We start from the raw sequence: 14824 nt of genomic DNA on the forward strand, positions 1-14824 counted from the left end.
GCTGAGGAAAAGGAATTTTGCAAAGGTCTCACACTGCATCAAAAGCATGTATCCATTTGCATAGAATAAATTTATACAAATCAATATCTCGAAAAGTTTAAATTTCCCAATACAAAAAAAACCTGCCGTTTGAACGGCAGGTTTTTGCAGAAAAATCCTTAACCTTTACGGGCAGGCAGTTTTTCTTTAATACGGGCTGCTTTACCAGTCAGGCCGCGCAGGTAGTACAATTTCGCACGGCGTACATCACCACGGCGTTTTACTTCGATTTTTTCTACAGCCGGAGAATACAGTTGGAAAGTACGTTCCACACCTTCGCCGCTGGAAATTTTGCGCACGATAAAGTTGCTGTTCAAACCACGGTTGCGGCGGGAGATGACTACACCTTCATAAGCCTGCAAACGGCTGCGGTTTCCCTCGACTACGCGGACATGCACGACCACGGTGTCGCCGGGCGCGAATTCAGGGATGGTTTTACCCAAGCGGGCAATTTCTTCTTGTTCCAATTGTTGAATCAGATTCATTGTTTATTTCCTAAGTCTAATGGGATTGCCTGTTGCTCTTGCTCTATCTCCTGCAAGAGGCGGGCTTCCTGTGGGATTAAACTGCGCCTGGCCAGCAAATCGGGCCGGCGCGCCAAAGTGCGTTGCAACGACTGTTTCAGCCGCCACCGCGCAATCAAACCATGATTTCCAGAACGTAACACCTCCGGAACAACCATGCCTTGAAATTCCAATGGTTTGGTGTAATGGGGAAAATCCAGCAGGCCGTCTGAAAAAGAATCCTGCTCGGCAGACTGCATATCGCCCAACACACCCGGAACCAATCTTAATACTGCATCCATCAGCATCATGGCAGGCAATTCGCCGCCGGATACGACAAAATCACCGATGCTGATTTCTTCGTCTACGCTGCTTTGCAGCAAACGTTCGTCTATACCTTCATAACGGCCGCACAACAAAATCAAATCATCCAGACGAGCCAGTTCGGATACTTTGCCATGCATTAGCGGGCTACCTTGCGGACTGAGATAAATTACCCTGCCGCGGCCGGATATGGTTTCAGCCTGTGCGGCATCAATCGCTGCCTTTAAGGGCGGCGCCATCATAATCATTCCGGGCCCGCCGCCGAAAGGCCGGTCGTCTATGTAGCCGAGTTTGTTATCTGCAAAACGGCGAGGATTGATGGCGGAAAATTGCCACAACCCCTGCTTGGCCGCCCTGCCGGTTACACCATAACCAGTAATGCTATCGAACATTTCCGGGAACAGGGTAATCGCTTGGATTTTCATCAATAATCCAAGCCCCAATCGGCAATAATCGTTTTACTTTCCCGACTGATATCGTCAATAAACTGCCCGACGAAGGGAATCAGTTTCTGACCGTATTCACCCCGCACCACCAAAATATCGTGGGCACCGGTTTCCATCATATTATCGACAACGCCGAGGACGTTGCCTTCACGGTTGGTTACGGTCATACCGACCAAATCGGCCCAGTAATATTCGTCTTCATCGGCGGGAGCAAAATCTTCCCGGCTGATTTCCACCGTGTAGCCGCGCAACAGATGTGCCGCATTACGATCGTCTATTCCTGAGAATTTGACTTGAAGGCTGTCACTGTTCAGTTTGCCGCTTTCGACGGCAACGGTACGGACATCTTTGTCTTTACGCAAACGCCACTCCGGGTAGTCCAGCAGGCTGTCGCTGTATTCGGTATCTGCGGCTACTTTTACCCAGCCTTTTACGCCGAATGCGCCTTTGATGTAGCCCATGGCTACCCATTGAGTTTCGGGTTTCATAGGGAATTAAGCAGCTGCCTGTTGCTCTTTAACCAGTTTGGCAACGGATTCGCTCAACTGCGCGCCTTGCGCGATCCAGTGGTTCAGACGCTCGGTATCCAAGCGCACGCGTTCCTGTTTTTCGTTTGCAACAGGATTGTAAAAACCTACGCGCTCGATGAAACGGCCGTCGCGGCGGTTGCGGCGGTCAGTTGCCACAATGTTGTAAAAAGGACGTTTTTTTGAGCCGCCACGGGCCAAACGGATAACTACCATGTTCGATTTCCTTGATTAAAATTCGGATATACAGAAAACGGGCGATTTTAGGCCATTTTCCGCTACGGATGCAAGTATTTATTTCGGCAGCCTGCGACGGTTTTCTTTTTGCCATGTCAGCACGGAGGTAAAAAGCTGCTTGTCTTCTGCGGAAGGTTCGGACTGAAAGCCCAATTTGGCCGCCAAACCGAGCATGGCCGTGTTTTCTGCAAGGATTTCGGCACACATTGACCGGTAGCCCTGCTTTTTGGCGCAGGCAATCAATTCTTCCATCAGGTGTACCGCCAAACCCTGCCCTTTCATGCTTTCCGACACGGTAATCGAAAATTCGCACGCATCGGGGAAACGGAGGCAGCCGTATTGCGCCCAGCCGACGATTTCCCCGCTGCCCGAACAGGCGGCCAAAGCGGTTTCCCGCGCGTAATCCGTCCGGCTGAACTGCGCCAATTGGGCGGCGGACAATTCCTTAACCGCATTCATAAACCGGCTTTTCCGATCCGCATCGCTCAGGCTGCGGACAAATTGCTGCAATGCATCGGCATCTTCCGGCAGCAAGTGGCGGATCAGGAGGATTTCGCCGTTACGCGCACTGAAAAAACGGCCGTCTGAAAACGGTGCTTCAGGCAACAGCGGCAGGGGTTGGGCGACACTGCCTTCATCCTCATTCCAAACGAAATCCCTGGTTTGCATTACCGAATTTTCGGAATCGACGCCGATACGCACCACCCGCAAAGGCAGCAATCGATAAGCGGCGTGGTTAAAGGAATACAGCACCTGTTCCAACGCCGCCGCCAATTTGCGCTGCCCGAACAGGCGGCACAAACGGCGTGCGTCGGCAGTATCGAAAGGCGGCAACAGTACCGACTGCCTGCTTCCGCATTCGGCATGCAATACCGCGCCGTAATGCGGTTCGACGGTGTAAGTCAGCAGGCCGTCTGAAAAAAGGTTTTGCCCTTCTTGCGGCGGCAGGTGCAGTACGGCAAGGAAGTCGCGGCCGTTGCCCGCATACTGCCGCGCCTGCGGCAGATTCGGCGGAACAGGCGGAGAATGGGGCGGTTTGGCTGCGGTTTGCTGCCGCCGCCTCAACTGTTGCCAACTGTTTTGCGCCGCAACGGCGGCCAAGGCCTGTTGCGGGTTTTGGAAGCCGAAGAGGCCGTCTGAAAACAGGGAAACCAGATACAGCGGCGTTTCGCTCTGCTGCTGCAACTGCATCAGCTGGGAAACGGTATCGCGCCCGCCATCGGTCTGTACCAACAGGGCGCGGCAATTTTCCTGCTGCAACGCGGCGGCGGCAGTGTCGCGCCACACCAAGGCGTTGGATTGTCGGCCGACGGCGGGAAGGCGGTGCACCTTCAGGCCGCTTTCCTCAGCCGCGTCGCACAGCCAACCTGCCTCGCTGTCCGACAGCACATGCAGACTGCCGGAACGGAGTTTGCGCGGCATTTGCGCCGCCCAAACGGCCGCACGGAGTTCGTCGGGGGTAAATGCAGGCAAGACGCCACTGCGCTCGGCCAAGTGGCGCGCAATCTGTTTCTCGCGTCCGCACATGCTCCGCCCCGTGTACAGAATGACGTTTTTCCGTTGCGCCGCCTGCCGCAAGGTGCTGAAAAAGGCGGCATCGGGTTGGGCCGGGTATTGGACAATCGAAATATGGCTGCCCGCATCTTCGCGAAACCAGTCCAGCCACGGCAACGGCATTGCAAGCTGCCCGGTCAGGTTTACCGTAAAACTGTATCCGGCCGGCGAATCGCGAAGATATTGCATCACATCGCTGCAAAAGCCCGCCGCGAAACCGACAACGGCAATTTTCCCCGCCTCGGGAGCGTGTGAATATGCATTGGCATAAAGATTTTGCGCAGGCAGATTGAAGCCGTCGGCACTGCACAGGGTAATCTGCGTCCTGCCCGAAGCGGCAGCTTTCTGCAGGCGTGCCAGCGATTCCCCGTCGTAACCGCCGTCGTCCGCAATGCACAATAAATGCGGGATACGCAGGCGGATGCAGGCGGCGGCAATACCGGGGTGGGCGGAGGCATGGCAGACCGCAATTGCCGCATCCGGCTTGTCGTCAATCTGGCTGATTTGGGCATAGGCCTGCAAACCGGCCACCGTCGGATGGCGCAAATTCACCGGCGTCAGCCGCCCTTGAAAGGGGTGGTTCAGCATGGAGGCAAACACGCGGCCGCCTAAAGTTTCGGAACGCTGGCTGGCTCCGATAACGGCGATATGCCGTGCGGCAAACAGGGAATGCAGCGGATGCGGGGGCAGCATGACGGACTCCTTGCGTCGGGTTTGAGGTTTTCAGACGGCCTCATCGGGATTCGGGCCGTCTGAAAGCACGGGTTTGGCAAAACTGCAACTGTCAGGAAAAGGACGGATGCCGTTGAAATGTATATTCTGCGAAACAGGCGAAACAATCGCTAATCATGTTTTACCCCGCCGGGCAGCCGCCTGAATTTCCTTGTCGCGCAGCCAGAGGCGGTAAACCGGCGGTATCAGGGTCAGCAGCAGGGCGATCACGGCACAGCTCAATCCGGTAGCCATACGTGCAAAAACCGAATCGGCGGTATAGGCCAAAGGTTTGGGACGGGCATTTTCAAGGCGGTAGCGGCTGATCTGCGTGCCGACAGGGTCCGTACGAACCAATTCGTACTCGTCCGCACCAGCCTTATCCAGACGGCAGGTAACTTTCAATCGCCCGCAATAATCGCTCTTCAAAGTTTCCGTCCACACCCTGTCCCGGCCGGCGTCGAATTCTTCCCACCGTTTGACTGCCCAGCCGCTATCGTTATCGCTGCGGACGATGATGCGGAAGGAAAAGTTTACATTGTCCGCCGCGCCGCCGTACTGCTCCTTCAAAGGCGGCAGCAGGTAAAACGCCGCCAGCCCGACCAGTGCGGACGCGGCCAACCGCCAGACAAGAAACCATATAACCCGCAGTATCAATCGGAATCGATGAGACATTTTACGCCATCCTTTTTTTCAGACGGCCTCATCGCAACTGAGGCCGTCTGAAAAAGTTTATACCGGCAAATAAGGCTGCAATACGCGGCGCAGGATTTCCATATCGCTTATGGCGGTAATATTGGCGCGGCCGAGTTTGTCCAAACCGACAAACCGCATCACACCGTCGCTGACCTTTTTGTCGTGGCGCATATGCTCAATCCAACGTTCAAAAGGAAAGCGCGGCGGTTCGGCAGGCAGACCGGCCTGTTGCAGCAAGGCGGCGATTCGGGCGGTATCGGCCGCTTTCAGACGGCCTTCCTGTTCCGCCAAACGGCAGGCCAGCACCATGCCCGCCGCCACCGCTTCGCCGTGCAACCACACGCCGTAGCCCATTTCCGCTTCGATGGCATGGCCGAACGTATGCCCCAGGTTCAGCCAGGCGCGGATGCCGCGTTCGGTTTCGTCGGCAGCGACGATTTCGGCCTTCATCTTGCAGCAGTGATACACCGCCTGCGCCAGCAAATCGGGCTGTTGCGCCATCAGCCCGACCATATTTCCTTCCAGCCAGTACAAAAATTCGGCATCGCCCAACACGCCGTATTTGACTACTTCGGCCATGCCGGCGGCAAACTCGCGCGGCGGCAGCGTGGACAAAACATCCAAATCGGCAAACACCGCCTGCGGTTGGTAAAACGCGCCGATCATATTCTTACCCAACGGATGATTGACGGCGGTTTTGCCGCCCACAGACGAATCGACCTGGCTCAACAATGTGGTCGGTATCTGGATAAAGGGCGCGCCGCGCTGGTAGGTGGCGGCGGCAAACCCCGCCGTATCGCCGATTACGCCGCCGCCGAGCGCAATCAGCGTCGTGCCGCGTTCGGCCCGGTTTTCCAGCAATTTGTCGTAAATATGATTGAGCGACTGCCAGTTTTTAAATTGTTCGCCGTCGGGCAGGATGACGGCGAAATGTTCCGTCCCCAACTCGTCCAAGGCCGTCTGAACGGCGGCCAGATACAGCGGCGCGACGGTTTCATTGGTAATGACGGCGGCTTTTTTGCCGATATACGGGCGGATGTGCCCCGCCAATCCGGCCAGCAGGTTTTGGCCGATGAAGATGGGGTAGCTGTGCGACGGCGCGGCAACGGTGAGCGTATGCATGATTCAGTCCTGTAGCATGTATAAAATGGCGGCGGCGGTTTTCTGACAATTGCCGCCGCCGGCTTCGACAACCAGATGTGCGGTTTGGCGGTAAAGCGGATCGCGGGCGGCATAGAGTGCTTCCAGTTTCGCCAGCGGATCGGCCACTTGCAGCAGCGGCCGGTTTTTATCGTAGCGCGTGCGCTCCAGCAGCACTTCCGGCTTGGCATGAAGGTAAACCACTGTGCCGCGCCCGCGCAGGCAACGGCGGTTTTCCTCCCGCGTTACCGCGCCGCCGCCGGTAGCCAACACGATGCCCGACAAGGCGGTCATCTCGTCGATAACGGCGGTTTCGCGCAGTCTGAACCCCTCTTCGCCTTCCATTTCGAAAATGGTGGGTATCGATACGCCGGTGCGTTCGCAAATGATTTGATCGCTGTCGTAAAACGGCCGCTCCAGCTGCTTGGCCAACTGCCGTCCCAGGGTGGTTTTGCCCGCCCCCATCAGGCCGACGAAAAAGATATTATGGGTTTTGGTATGCATCGGTTTGCCTTTTCGGTCGAAACCCCGCCCTTCGGGGCGGAGGCATCGTGATTGTTTCGGGAAACGCTGCTTCCCGGCCTGCTGCGGCACGGCAACTCATTTTAACTGAAAAATACAAAAACACGGCATTTCTGCCATACGGACGGCAACTGCATAGGAAAAAAGGTTTTCAGACGGCCGTCTGAAAACCTTTTTATGCCGCTTACCTGCCCGCCGTTTGACAAGGCCGGCGGAATATTTGCCTTGAAGTGCCTTCGGCGCGGTTGGTGTAAACCAGCCGGAAATCGCCGTTGGCCAGAAAACGGCTCTCCTGATAATGGAGCGTGGAAAGCGGCGTGGCGGTACGCATCATGTCTTTCGGCCGGACACTCAGGCGGACGGCGTTTTCAGGGGCGAACAGTTTGGCGAAAGCCAGCCGGCCTTTGTCATCCGTACCCAAATAGCAGCCGTCGGCTTCATTTAAGGCAACCAAATTGGAGGCGGTATAACGGCGGCGGCCGTCGGTAAATTCGTCTATCGAAGAATAGCTGCCGCCCGAAATACGCACCGAGGCGGTATTGCCGTGCCATTTGATTTCAGGCTCGCGGGGCGTGTCCGTCCATTCTTTCAGACGGCCTGCACGGTAGCGCGTATACAGCACATAACTGCCATCGGATTGTTTTTGCAGGATTTCCAAATTACCGTCGGGGGATTGGGCGATTTTGACCGGCTCGGACGCTGCGGCGGCCGTGGCGGCAAACAGAAGGATAAAGAACAGTTTGTGCATCATATTCGGGCTTCCTCTATTGAGTGTTTATATCGCGGATAAACGATGTTCATGGACGGTCGATAAAGCCGCCGAACACCGACCAGTCATAAAATCATAAAAAGCAGCCCGAACACGGAACATTCAGGCTGCTTTTTGTATAAGGTTTTATGCGTACTTACTTTTCCCCGCGCCGCCTGCTGCGGACTTCGGCAATTTTTTGGCGGAAAAAGCGGCTGCGCGTGCGTTTGCGCCACCAGAACCAGCCCAATATCACCGCACCGATGCCGATCAGGGCGAACAGTCCGTGCTGGAGCTGATGCACGGTCTTCATCAGCCATTCGCGGTTGGACGCGCCGTAATCGCCCAGATAAACCCACACTGGCACGGAAATCAGCGCGGCCAGCCCGTCCATTACGATGAAGCGCAAAACCGACACTTTGCGGCTGATGCCGGCGGTCATGAAAATCGGTGTGCGCAAGCCGGGCAGGAAGCGGGCAACAAACAGCACCCAGTTGCCGTATTTTTCGAATTTCTGCTCCACCTGTGTGTAACGTTTCGGCGTCATCACGCGGGCAATCGGGCGGAATTTAAGGATATTGTCGCCCCAGATGCGGCCTGCGGCAAATACCAAACCGTCGCCGGCCAGCACCCCGAGCATGCCGACGACCACCATGATGTGCACGTCGGTATAACCCAAGCCCGAAATGATGCCTCCGGTAACCAAGGTAATGTCTTCGGGAATCGGAACGCCGAAACCGCAGGCAATCAATACCGCGAATACGGCTGCATACCCGTATTGGAGGAAAAAACTTTCTAACAGCGCGGCCATAAGCCCTGCTCTCTTCCGTGGTTTTGGTCAAATAAAAACACGCGGCTTGGATACCGCTCCGTCCAGGCCGTCTGAAAAACATGTTTCAGCCGTCTGAAAGCAGGCAGATTATACCTCATCCCGCCGCCTTTCAGACGGCCTGAGACTATTTCTTAGCCGGATTTTGAATGGCGGCGGCAATCCGTTCCGCCCCTTGGCGCGCCCAATCCAGCTGGCGCGCTTCCACCATCACGCGGACAACGGGTTCGGTGCCCGAAGCACGCAGTACCACGCGTCCCTTGCCTTCCAATTCTTTTTCCACTTCGGCCAACACGGCAGCCGATGCCGCCTGCCAGTCTTGGCCTTTTTGGATACCGACGTTGATCATGGTTTGCGGAAAGGCTTTCCAATCCACCGCCGTTTCCAAATCCTGACCCAGCACTTGCAGCGCGGCAAACACTTGAAGGGCGGAAATGATGCCGTCGCCGGTATTGTGTTTGTCCATGCAGAGGATGTGGCCGGAAGCCTCGCCGCCAATCTGCCAGCCGCGCTCGTTTAATTGCTCCAACACATAGCGGTCGCCGACTTTGGCGCGGGCGAAGGGGATGTTTTTCTCCGCCAAAGCCAGTTCCATCGCCATATTGGTCATCACGGTGCCGACTACGCCGCCGAAGGACTGCCCTTCTTTCGCCCGTGCTTTGGCAATCACGTAAATCAGCTTGTCGCCGTCGTAAACTTTGCCGTTTTTGTCCACCATCATCAGGCGGTCGCCGTCGCCGTCCAGTGCCACGCCGTAATCGGCTTCGCTTTGCAGCACTGCCGCCTGCAAAGTTTTCGGATGGGTTGCACCGCATTTGTCGTTGATGTTGTAGCCGTTGGGCTCGTCGCCGATGCTCACGACTTCCGCCCCCAGCTCGTGAAACACTTTGGGCGCGACGCCGTAGCCTGCGCCGTTGGCGGTATCCACCACCAATTTCAGGCCGCGCAGGTCGAACTGGCCGGGGAAGGTGGATTTGCAAAATTCGATGTAGCGGTCGTCGGCACCGCTGATCCTACGCGCCCGACCCAGTTCGGACGACGGTTTCGTCCGCATTTCTTTTTCCAACTCTGCTTCGATTTCCAATTCTATTTTGTCGCTCAATTTCACGCCGCCGGCGGCGAAGAATTTGATGCCGTTGTCGGCATACGCATTATGCGAGGCTGAAATCATCACGCCCGCAGCCAAACGCAGCGCACGGGTCAGATAGGCCACACCGGGCGTAGGCAGCGGGCCGGTTTGGATGACGTTCACACCCGCCGCGGTAAACCCCGCCACCAGCGCGGCTTCCAGCATATAGCCGGAGATTCGGGTGTCTTTGCCGATAAGCACCGTAGGACGGCCTTTGCCGTCGTGATGCACCAGCACCCGCCCGGCCGCATAGCCCAGTTTCAATACAAATTCGGGCGTAATCGGAAACTGCCCTACTTCTCCGCGCACGCCGTCGGTGCCGAAATATTTTTTTGCCATTATCGTTCTCCAAGCCTTGACGGCTTATTTTCCAATCTTCCGTTTTCAGACGGCCTCTATCGTTTGAGGCCGTCTGAAAACCCAATAATCCGTTTACTCAATCGCTCCGCCCAAAGCCTGCCAGACTTTCAGTGCGTCGGTAGTCGCCTTGACATCATGCACCCGCAGGATTTCCGCACCGCGCGCGGCAGCCGCCAAAGCAGCGGCCACGCTTCCGGCCACCCTTTCAGACGGTCTCTCCACGCCGCTCAATTCCCCTATCATCCATTTGCGCGACACGCCGGCTAGCAGCGGCAGGCCGCACCTGTCTGCCAATCCGCGCAGATGGCGCATCAACAGGGTGTTGTGTTCCAGCGTTTTACCGAAGCCGAAACCCGGATCCAAAACCAAACGCTGCCGCGCAATCCCGGCCGCCATACACACTTCGACGCGGCCGTTCAGATAAGCCGCCACTTCCGCCACCACATCGTGATAACTCGGATTATCCTGCATCGATTGCGGCAAACCCTGCATATGCATCAGACAGATACCAACAGAGGGATGCTGCGCCAGCAATTCGGGTGCGCCTTCGTCTTCCAATGCCTGCACATCGTTGATGATGTCGGCCCAGCCATTTTCCAACAGGCGGCGCATAATGACCGTCCGCCGGGTATCAATGCTGAGCGGGACATTCCAAGCAAGCAATTCGGGCAATACTGCGGCCAAACGCCGCCATTCCTCTTCCGGCGGCACAAAATCCGCCCCCGGGCGCGTGGACTCTCCGCCCAAATCCAAAATATCGGCACCCTGCCGCAACAACGTTTCGGCATGGCGCAGGGCATCCTGCCGGTTCGCGGAATAAGTCCCGCCGTCTGAAAACGAATCCGGCGTCAGATTGACTATGCCCATTATTTTGGGCTGCCGCAAATCCAATGCAAACCGCCCCGCCTGCCATACCGTATTGTCCGTCATTGCACACGCCGTCTGAAAAAACGGACATTATATAGCGAAGGCCGTCTGAAAGCACGAAACAGGCGGGCAGGATGTATTCGGTTTGAACATTCCGTCGCGCGTTATCATTGTTTCGGCAAGGGTTTTGACAAACCTTCCGCTTTCGCAAAACCGCTGAATAAAAAAACAGCCTGCATCGGCAGGCTGTTCGGTAAAGATACGGCTGTTAGGATTTGTTTTCCGACTGATCGGCAGAAGACTCTTATCCTTTACCGCCATTCTCGGAATCGGACGCAACCTCGCCGCTTGAATGATCAGAAGGCTGCTCGGTCCGGCCTTCGGCAGGCTGTTCCGCCTGTTCCTGCTCGACAGGCTCTGCCGCTTCTTCGCCATCTTTGCGGATGTTGTGGCTGTAATCCTTGGGCGGGCTGGGTTGTTTGCCTTCCATAATCTCCAGCACCTGATCGCGTTCTATGGTTTCCCATTCAATCAGGGCGCGGGCCATGGTTTCCATCTTGTCGCGGTTTTCATCCAAGATTTTGTAGGCAATCGCATATTGCTCGTCCAAAATCCGACGGATTTCGGCATCCACATCCTGCTGGGTTTTCTCGGAAATATTTTGCGAACGTGTAACGCTGCGGCCCAAGAACACCTCACCCTCATTTTCGGCATACACCATCACACCCATTTTCTCGCTCATGCCGTAGCGGGTAACCATTTCGCGTGCAAGCTGGGTGGCACGTTCGAAGTCGTTGGACGCGCCGGTGGAAATACGGCCGACAAACAGGTCTTCGGCAATGCGCCCGCCGAACAGAATCGCAATCTGGTTCAGCATTTGGTCTTTATACATGCTGATACGGTCGCGTTCCGGCAACTGCCATGTCAGACCCAAAGCACGACCGCGCGGCATAATGGTTACCTTATGCACCGGATCGGTGCCTTCCAAGCTTTCCGCCACAATCGCATGGCCGGACTCATGGTAGGCAGTGGCGCGTTTTTCGTCCTCGTGCATAACCATGCTGCGCCGTTCGGGACCCATGTAGATTTTGTCTTTGGCATCCTCAAAATCACTCTGATCCACTTTCAGCTTGTTGCGGCGGCCGGCAAACAGGGCGGCTTCATTGACCAAGTTGGCCAAGTCCGCACCAGAAAAACCCGGTGTACCGCGCGCTAACGAAGTCAAATCCACTGATTCGTCCAACGGCACTTTTTTCGCATGCACTTTCAAAATTTGTTCGCGGCCGCGGATATCGGGCAACGGCACCACCACTTGGCGGTCAAAACGGCCCGGGCGCAACAGCGCGGGATCGAGTACGTCCGGGCGGTTGGTCGCGGCAATCACAATTACGGTCTGATTGCTTTCAAAACCGTCCATTTCCACTAAAAGCTGGTTCAAAGTCTGTTCGCGTTCGTCGTTACCGCCGCCCAAACCGGCACCGCGCTGGCGGCCGACGGCATCGATTTCGTCAATAAAGATGATGCACGGCGCATTTTTCTTTGCCTGCTCGAACATATCGCGCACACGGCTGGCACCTACGCCGACGAACATTTCGACGAAATCCGAACCGGAAATGCTGAAAAACGGTACACCGGCTTCACCGGCAATCGCTTTGGCCAAAAGGGTTTTACCCGTACCCGGGCTGCCCGCCAGCAAAATGCCGCGCGGCATCCGCCCGCCCAAACTCTGATAGCGGTTCGGCGCTTTGAGATAGTCGACGATTTCCTGCACTTCTTCTTTGGACTCATCACAACCGGCCACATCGTCAAAGGTTACTTTATTGGAATCGCTTTCCAACAATTTGGCGCGGCTCTTGCCGAACGAGAACGCACCGCCTTTGCCGCCCCCGCCAGTCTGCATCCGCATAAAGTAGAACCATGCGCCAATCAGCAGCAAGACGGGCAGCAGGCTGAAGAACAGGCTGCTCAAAACACCCTGACGTTCTTCCGGCGTTACCTGGACACGGATGTTTTTCGCCAGAAGCCTGTCGGCCAGCTGGTAATCCATGGGCGCATTGGTGGAAAACTTGGTTTTGTCCGTGCGCTCGCCTTTAAGCGTATAGCCCGCCAGTGCGGAACCTTCTATCGTTACACTGGCGATTTCGCCTTTATTGACCTGTTGGACAAATTGGGAATACTCAATCTGCCGCGCCTCTTCCCTTTGCGTCTTAACGGCATTGAAAGCCGCCATCAACCCGACTATCAAGGCCGACCAAATCAACAGGTTTTTTACAATGCTCCTCACAAAAACGGACTCCCAAAAATAAATAAAGAAACAGGGGCGGCATTCTAATTCACCCCCGATAGCTTGTCAGCGTTTATTTCTGCCTAGCAGGTAAATCTCGCTGGACCGGTTGCGCGAAGCACCGGGCTTACGCGTCTGCACCGAAGAAAAGGCGGCACGCATCTCCGCCAAAAATTCCGTGTAACCCGCACCCTGGAAGACTTTCACCAAAAAGTGGCCGTTCGTCTTCAAATGGTTGCGTGCGAAATCCAGTGCCAACTCGCATAAATAAAGGCTTTTGGCCTGATCGGTTACCGCGTGACCGCTCATATTGGGTGCCATATCGCAAATTACAAGGTCCAGCAGCCTGTCGCCGAGCAAGGATTCGAATTGCGCCAAAACTTCATCTTCGCGGAAATCGCCCTGAATAAAGGAAACGCCCGCAATCGGCTCCATAGGCAGGATATCGAGTGCGAACACCGCCCCCTTCTCGCCCGCCAGCTCCGCAGCCACCTGCGACCAGCTTCCCGGCGCGCTGCCCAAATCGGCCAACACCGTCCCCGGCTGAATCAAACGGTCTTTCCCGTTTATCTCTAGGAGCTTGTAAGCGGCACGCGCACGATAGCCGTCTTTCTGCGCCTGATGGACGTAATGGTCGTTGACGTGTTCGTTCAACCATGCTTTAGAAGATTTCGAGCGTGCCGCCATTTCAGGTATCCACCGGTATTTGAATTCGTAAAAGCGGGCTATTCTACACGATTTCAGACGGCCTCCGAATGACGGAACCGATGCTTTCGCGTAGAATGCCGCTTTTTTCCGACAAGCATACCGACATGAGCAACAAACCAGACAGCAAACAGCTACTCGAGCTGAAGGCACGCGCCCATCATCTCAATCCCGTGGTCATGATCGGCCAGCAAGGGCTGACCGAATCCGTTATCAAAGAAACCGATGCCGCCCTGACGGCGCACGAATTGATTAAAGTGCGCGTTTTGGGCGACGACCGCGCCGAGCGCATCGCGATGTGCGAAGCCTTGTGCGCCGCCACAGACGCGCAACTGGTGCAGCATATCGGCAAATTGTTGGTTTTGTGGCGGGAAAATCCGGAAGAAGCCTGAGATTTTATTCCGATTACAGGATAAAGGCCGTCTGAAACTGTTTTCAGACGGCCTTTATCCTTACCCGGCCAATATGGGGAACGCCCCCTTCAAACCGGCCACCAGCATCTGTGTGCCGATGACGGCCAATATCAAGCCCATCATCCGCGTGACCACGTTCATCACGTTTTTCCCCAGCAGGCGCGTGATTTGCGCACCGAAGAGAAACAGCGTGTAAGTGATTAAACACAGCAGGGAAAATGCGCCGACCACAATCACGGTTCCGGTCAGCGAATCGCCGGCAGACAAGTTCATCGCCGTGGCAATCGTACCCGGCCCGGCGAGCAGCGGCGTACCCAACGGCGAAACGGCCACATTCATTTTTTCCTGATACAGCACGTTTCTGTCTTCCTGCGGTTCGGCGGAGGCAGGGGTGCGGTGCATAGGCGAACGGTTGCCCTGCACCATATGAAATCCGATCAGGAATACCAAAATCCCGCCCGCTATCCGCAATGCGGGCAAAGTGATACCGAACATTTCAAAGATAAAGCGGCCGGCGAAGGCGAACACCAGCACGATAATAAAAGCTATGATCAAACCTTTACGCGCCACCGCCCGTGCCATTTTTCTGTCGTCGCCGTCGGTCAGGCTAAGATAGACAGGCAGGCTGGATATTGGGTTCATAATGGCGAAAAAGGCCATGAACGCCAAGCCGAACTGATGCAGGTAAAATTCCAACATTCTTTTCAAACCAAGATAAAAACGGCCGATTATACCTTCTATCGGATTGCCTAATCAAAAAAGGCCGTCTGAAAAACATTTTCAGACGGCC

The 14824-nt window shown here is 55.7% G+C and carries 16 protein-coding genes; 1 reads left to right on the top strand and 15 read right to left on the bottom strand.

The window, feature by feature from the left end:
* Nucleotides 1–158 precede the first annotated feature (158 nt).
* The 14 genes from rplS to HMPREF3107_RS05195 form a co-directional block, all read right to left on the bottom strand.
* Nucleotides 159–524: a 50S ribosomal protein L19 gene (rplS, locus tag HMPREF3107_RS05130; protein WP_003772301.1), complete on the bottom strand. Its 366-nt coding sequence runs from the start codon at nt 522–524 to the stop codon at nt 159–161.
* Complete coding sequence (trmD, locus tag HMPREF3107_RS05135; RefSeq protein WP_070454114.1) at nt 521–1291, bottom strand: tRNA (guanosine(37)-N1)-methyltransferase TrmD; 771 nt, start codon at nt 1289–1291, stop codon at nt 521–523. The genes rplS and trmD overlap by 4 nt, the downstream gene beginning before the upstream one ends.
* Nucleotides 1291–1800 carry a ribosome maturation factor RimM gene (rimM, locus tag HMPREF3107_RS05140; protein WP_070454115.1) on the bottom strand — a complete coding sequence of 170 codons (510 nt, stop codon included), beginning with the start codon at nt 1798–1800 and terminating at the stop codon, nt 1291–1293. Before rimM ends, trmD begins: the two co-directional genes overlap by 1 nt.
* 6 nt (nt 1801–1806) lie before the next feature.
* A complete protein-coding gene (rpsP, locus tag HMPREF3107_RS05145) occupies nt 1807–2055 on the bottom strand; it encodes a 30S ribosomal protein S16 (RefSeq protein WP_003772296.1) in 249 nt (82 codons plus the stop codon).
* 78 nt (nt 2056–2133) lie between these two features.
* The gene (locus HMPREF3107_RS05150; RefSeq protein ID WP_070454116.1) at nt 2134–4323 is read right to left on the bottom strand and encodes a bifunctional acetate--CoA ligase family protein/GNAT family N-acetyltransferase; all 2190 of its coding nucleotides are present in this window, start codon (nt 4321–4323) and stop codon (nt 2134–2136) included.
* Nucleotides 4324–4476: 153 nt separating this feature from the next.
* Entirely contained in the window at nt 4477–5016 is a 540-nt protein-coding gene (locus HMPREF3107_RS11395) for a hypothetical protein (protein ID WP_141742836.1), read from the bottom strand.
* A 57-nt stretch (nt 5017–5073) separates the two neighbouring features.
* Nucleotides 5074–6159, bottom strand: coding sequence for a 3-dehydroquinate synthase (gene aroB / locus HMPREF3107_RS05160; protein WP_070454117.1), 1086 nt, complete (start codon nt 6157–6159; stop codon nt 5074–5076).
* Between the two features lie 3 nt (nt 6160–6162).
* Entirely contained in the window at nt 6163–6681 is a 519-nt protein-coding gene (locus HMPREF3107_RS12535; RefSeq protein WP_070454118.1) for a shikimate kinase, read from the bottom strand.
* A 202-nt stretch (nt 6682–6883) separates the two neighbouring features.
* Nucleotides 6884–7450, bottom strand: a complete 567-nt coding sequence (locus HMPREF3107_RS05170; RefSeq protein ID WP_070454119.1) for a hypothetical protein — start codon at nt 7448–7450, stop codon at nt 6884–6886.
* A gap of 154 nt (nt 7451–7604) precedes the next feature.
* Nucleotides 7605–8258: a DedA family protein gene (locus HMPREF3107_RS05175; RefSeq protein WP_003772285.1), complete on the bottom strand. Its 654-nt coding sequence runs from the start codon at nt 8256–8258 to the stop codon at nt 7605–7607.
* A 145-nt stretch (nt 8259–8403) separates the two neighbouring features.
* Entirely contained in the window at nt 8404–9744 is a 1341-nt protein-coding gene (gene glmM / locus HMPREF3107_RS05180) for a phosphoglucosamine mutase (RefSeq protein WP_070454120.1), read from the bottom strand.
* A gap of 93 nt (nt 9745–9837) precedes the next feature.
* Nucleotides 9838–10695 carry a dihydropteroate synthase gene (gene folP, locus HMPREF3107_RS05185; protein WP_070454121.1) on the bottom strand — a complete coding sequence of 286 codons (858 nt, stop codon included), beginning with the start codon at nt 10693–10695 and terminating at the stop codon, nt 9838–9840.
* A 241-nt stretch (nt 10696–10936) separates the two neighbouring features.
* Nucleotides 10937–12862: an ATP-dependent zinc metalloprotease FtsH gene (gene ftsH, locus HMPREF3107_RS05190; protein WP_371327476.1), complete on the bottom strand. Its 1926-nt coding sequence runs from the start codon at nt 12860–12862 to the stop codon at nt 10937–10939.
* A 120-nt stretch (nt 12863–12982) separates the two neighbouring features.
* Nucleotides 12983–13603 (bottom strand): RlmE family RNA methyltransferase, encoded by a 621-nt coding sequence (locus tag HMPREF3107_RS05195; RefSeq protein WP_049249142.1) that lies wholly within the window; start codon nt 13601–13603, stop codon nt 12983–12985.
* 125 nt (nt 13604–13728) lie between these two features.
* Between HMPREF3107_RS05195 and yhbY the strand changes: the two genes are divergently transcribed.
* Nucleotides 13729–14013, top strand: a complete 285-nt coding sequence (gene yhbY, locus HMPREF3107_RS05200; RefSeq protein WP_107854064.1) for a ribosome assembly RNA-binding protein YhbY — start codon at nt 13729–13731, stop codon at nt 14011–14013.
* Nucleotides 14014–14073: 60 nt separating this feature from the next.
* Here the strand turns inward: yhbY and HMPREF3107_RS05205 are convergent, their stop codons facing one another.
* Nucleotides 14074–14733, bottom strand: coding sequence for a MarC family protein (locus HMPREF3107_RS05205; RefSeq protein ID WP_049252691.1), 660 nt, complete (start codon nt 14731–14733; stop codon nt 14074–14076).
* Between the last annotated feature and the right edge of the window lie 91 nt (nt 14734–14824).

Origin of the sequence: Neisseria sp. HMSC31F04 (genome assembly GCF_001807735.1) — a bacterium.
In the GTDB taxonomy this organism is placed as follows: domain Bacteria; phylum Pseudomonadota; class Gammaproteobacteria; order Burkholderiales; family Neisseriaceae; genus Neisseria; species Neisseria elongata.

Coding starts and splice junctions, on each gene's coding strand:
- aroB (WP_070454117.1), bottom strand. CDS start 6,159: ATGCATACGCTCACCGTTGCCGCGCCGTCGCACAGCTACCCCATCTTC.
- HMPREF3107_RS12535 (WP_070454118.1), bottom strand. CDS start 6,681: ATGCATACCAAAACCCATAATATCTTTTTCGTCGGCCTGATGGGGGCG.
- ftsH (WP_371327476.1), bottom strand. CDS start 12,862: ATGGCGGCTTTCAATGCCGTTAAGACGCAAAGGGAAGAGGCGCGGCAG.
- HMPREF3107_RS05205 (WP_049252691.1), bottom strand. CDS start 14,733: ATGTTGGAATTTTACCTGCATCAGTTCGGCTTGGCGTTCATGGCCTTT.
- HMPREF3107_RS11395 (WP_141742836.1), bottom strand. CDS start 5,016: ATGTCTCATCGATTCCGATTGATACTGCGGGTTATATGGTTTCTTGTC.
- HMPREF3107_RS05195 (WP_049249142.1), bottom strand. CDS start 13,603: ATGGCGGCACGCTCGAAATCTTCTAAAGCATGGTTGAACGAACACGTC.
- rimM (WP_070454115.1), bottom strand. CDS start 1,800: ATGAAACCCGAAACTCAATGGGTAGCCATGGGCTACATCAAAGGCGCA.
- rplS (WP_003772301.1), bottom strand. CDS start 524: ATGAATCTGATTCAACAATTGGAACAAGAAGAAATTGCCCGCTTGGGT.
- trmD (WP_070454114.1), bottom strand. CDS start 1,291: ATGAAAATCCAAGCGATTACCCTGTTCCCGGAAATGTTCGATAGCATT.
- HMPREF3107_RS05170 (WP_070454119.1), bottom strand. CDS start 7,450: ATGATGCACAAACTGTTCTTTATCCTTCTGTTTGCCGCCACGGCCGCC.
- folP (WP_070454121.1), bottom strand. CDS start 10,695: ATGACGGACAATACGGTATGGCAGGCGGGGCGGTTTGCATTGGATTTG.
- HMPREF3107_RS05175 (WP_003772285.1), bottom strand. CDS start 8,258: ATGGCCGCGCTGTTAGAAAGTTTTTTCCTCCAATACGGGTATGCAGCC.
- glmM (WP_070454120.1), bottom strand. CDS start 9,744: ATGGCAAAAAAATATTTCGGCACCGACGGCGTGCGCGGAGAAGTAGGG.
- HMPREF3107_RS05150 (WP_070454116.1), bottom strand. CDS start 4,323: ATGCTGCCCCCGCATCCGCTGCATTCCCTGTTTGCCGCACGGCATATC.
- yhbY (WP_107854064.1), top strand. CDS start 13,729: ATGAGCAACAAACCAGACAGCAAACAGCTACTCGAGCTGAAGGCACGC.
- rpsP (WP_003772296.1), bottom strand. CDS start 2,055: ATGGTAGTTATCCGTTTGGCCCGTGGCGGCTCAAAAAAACGTCCTTTT.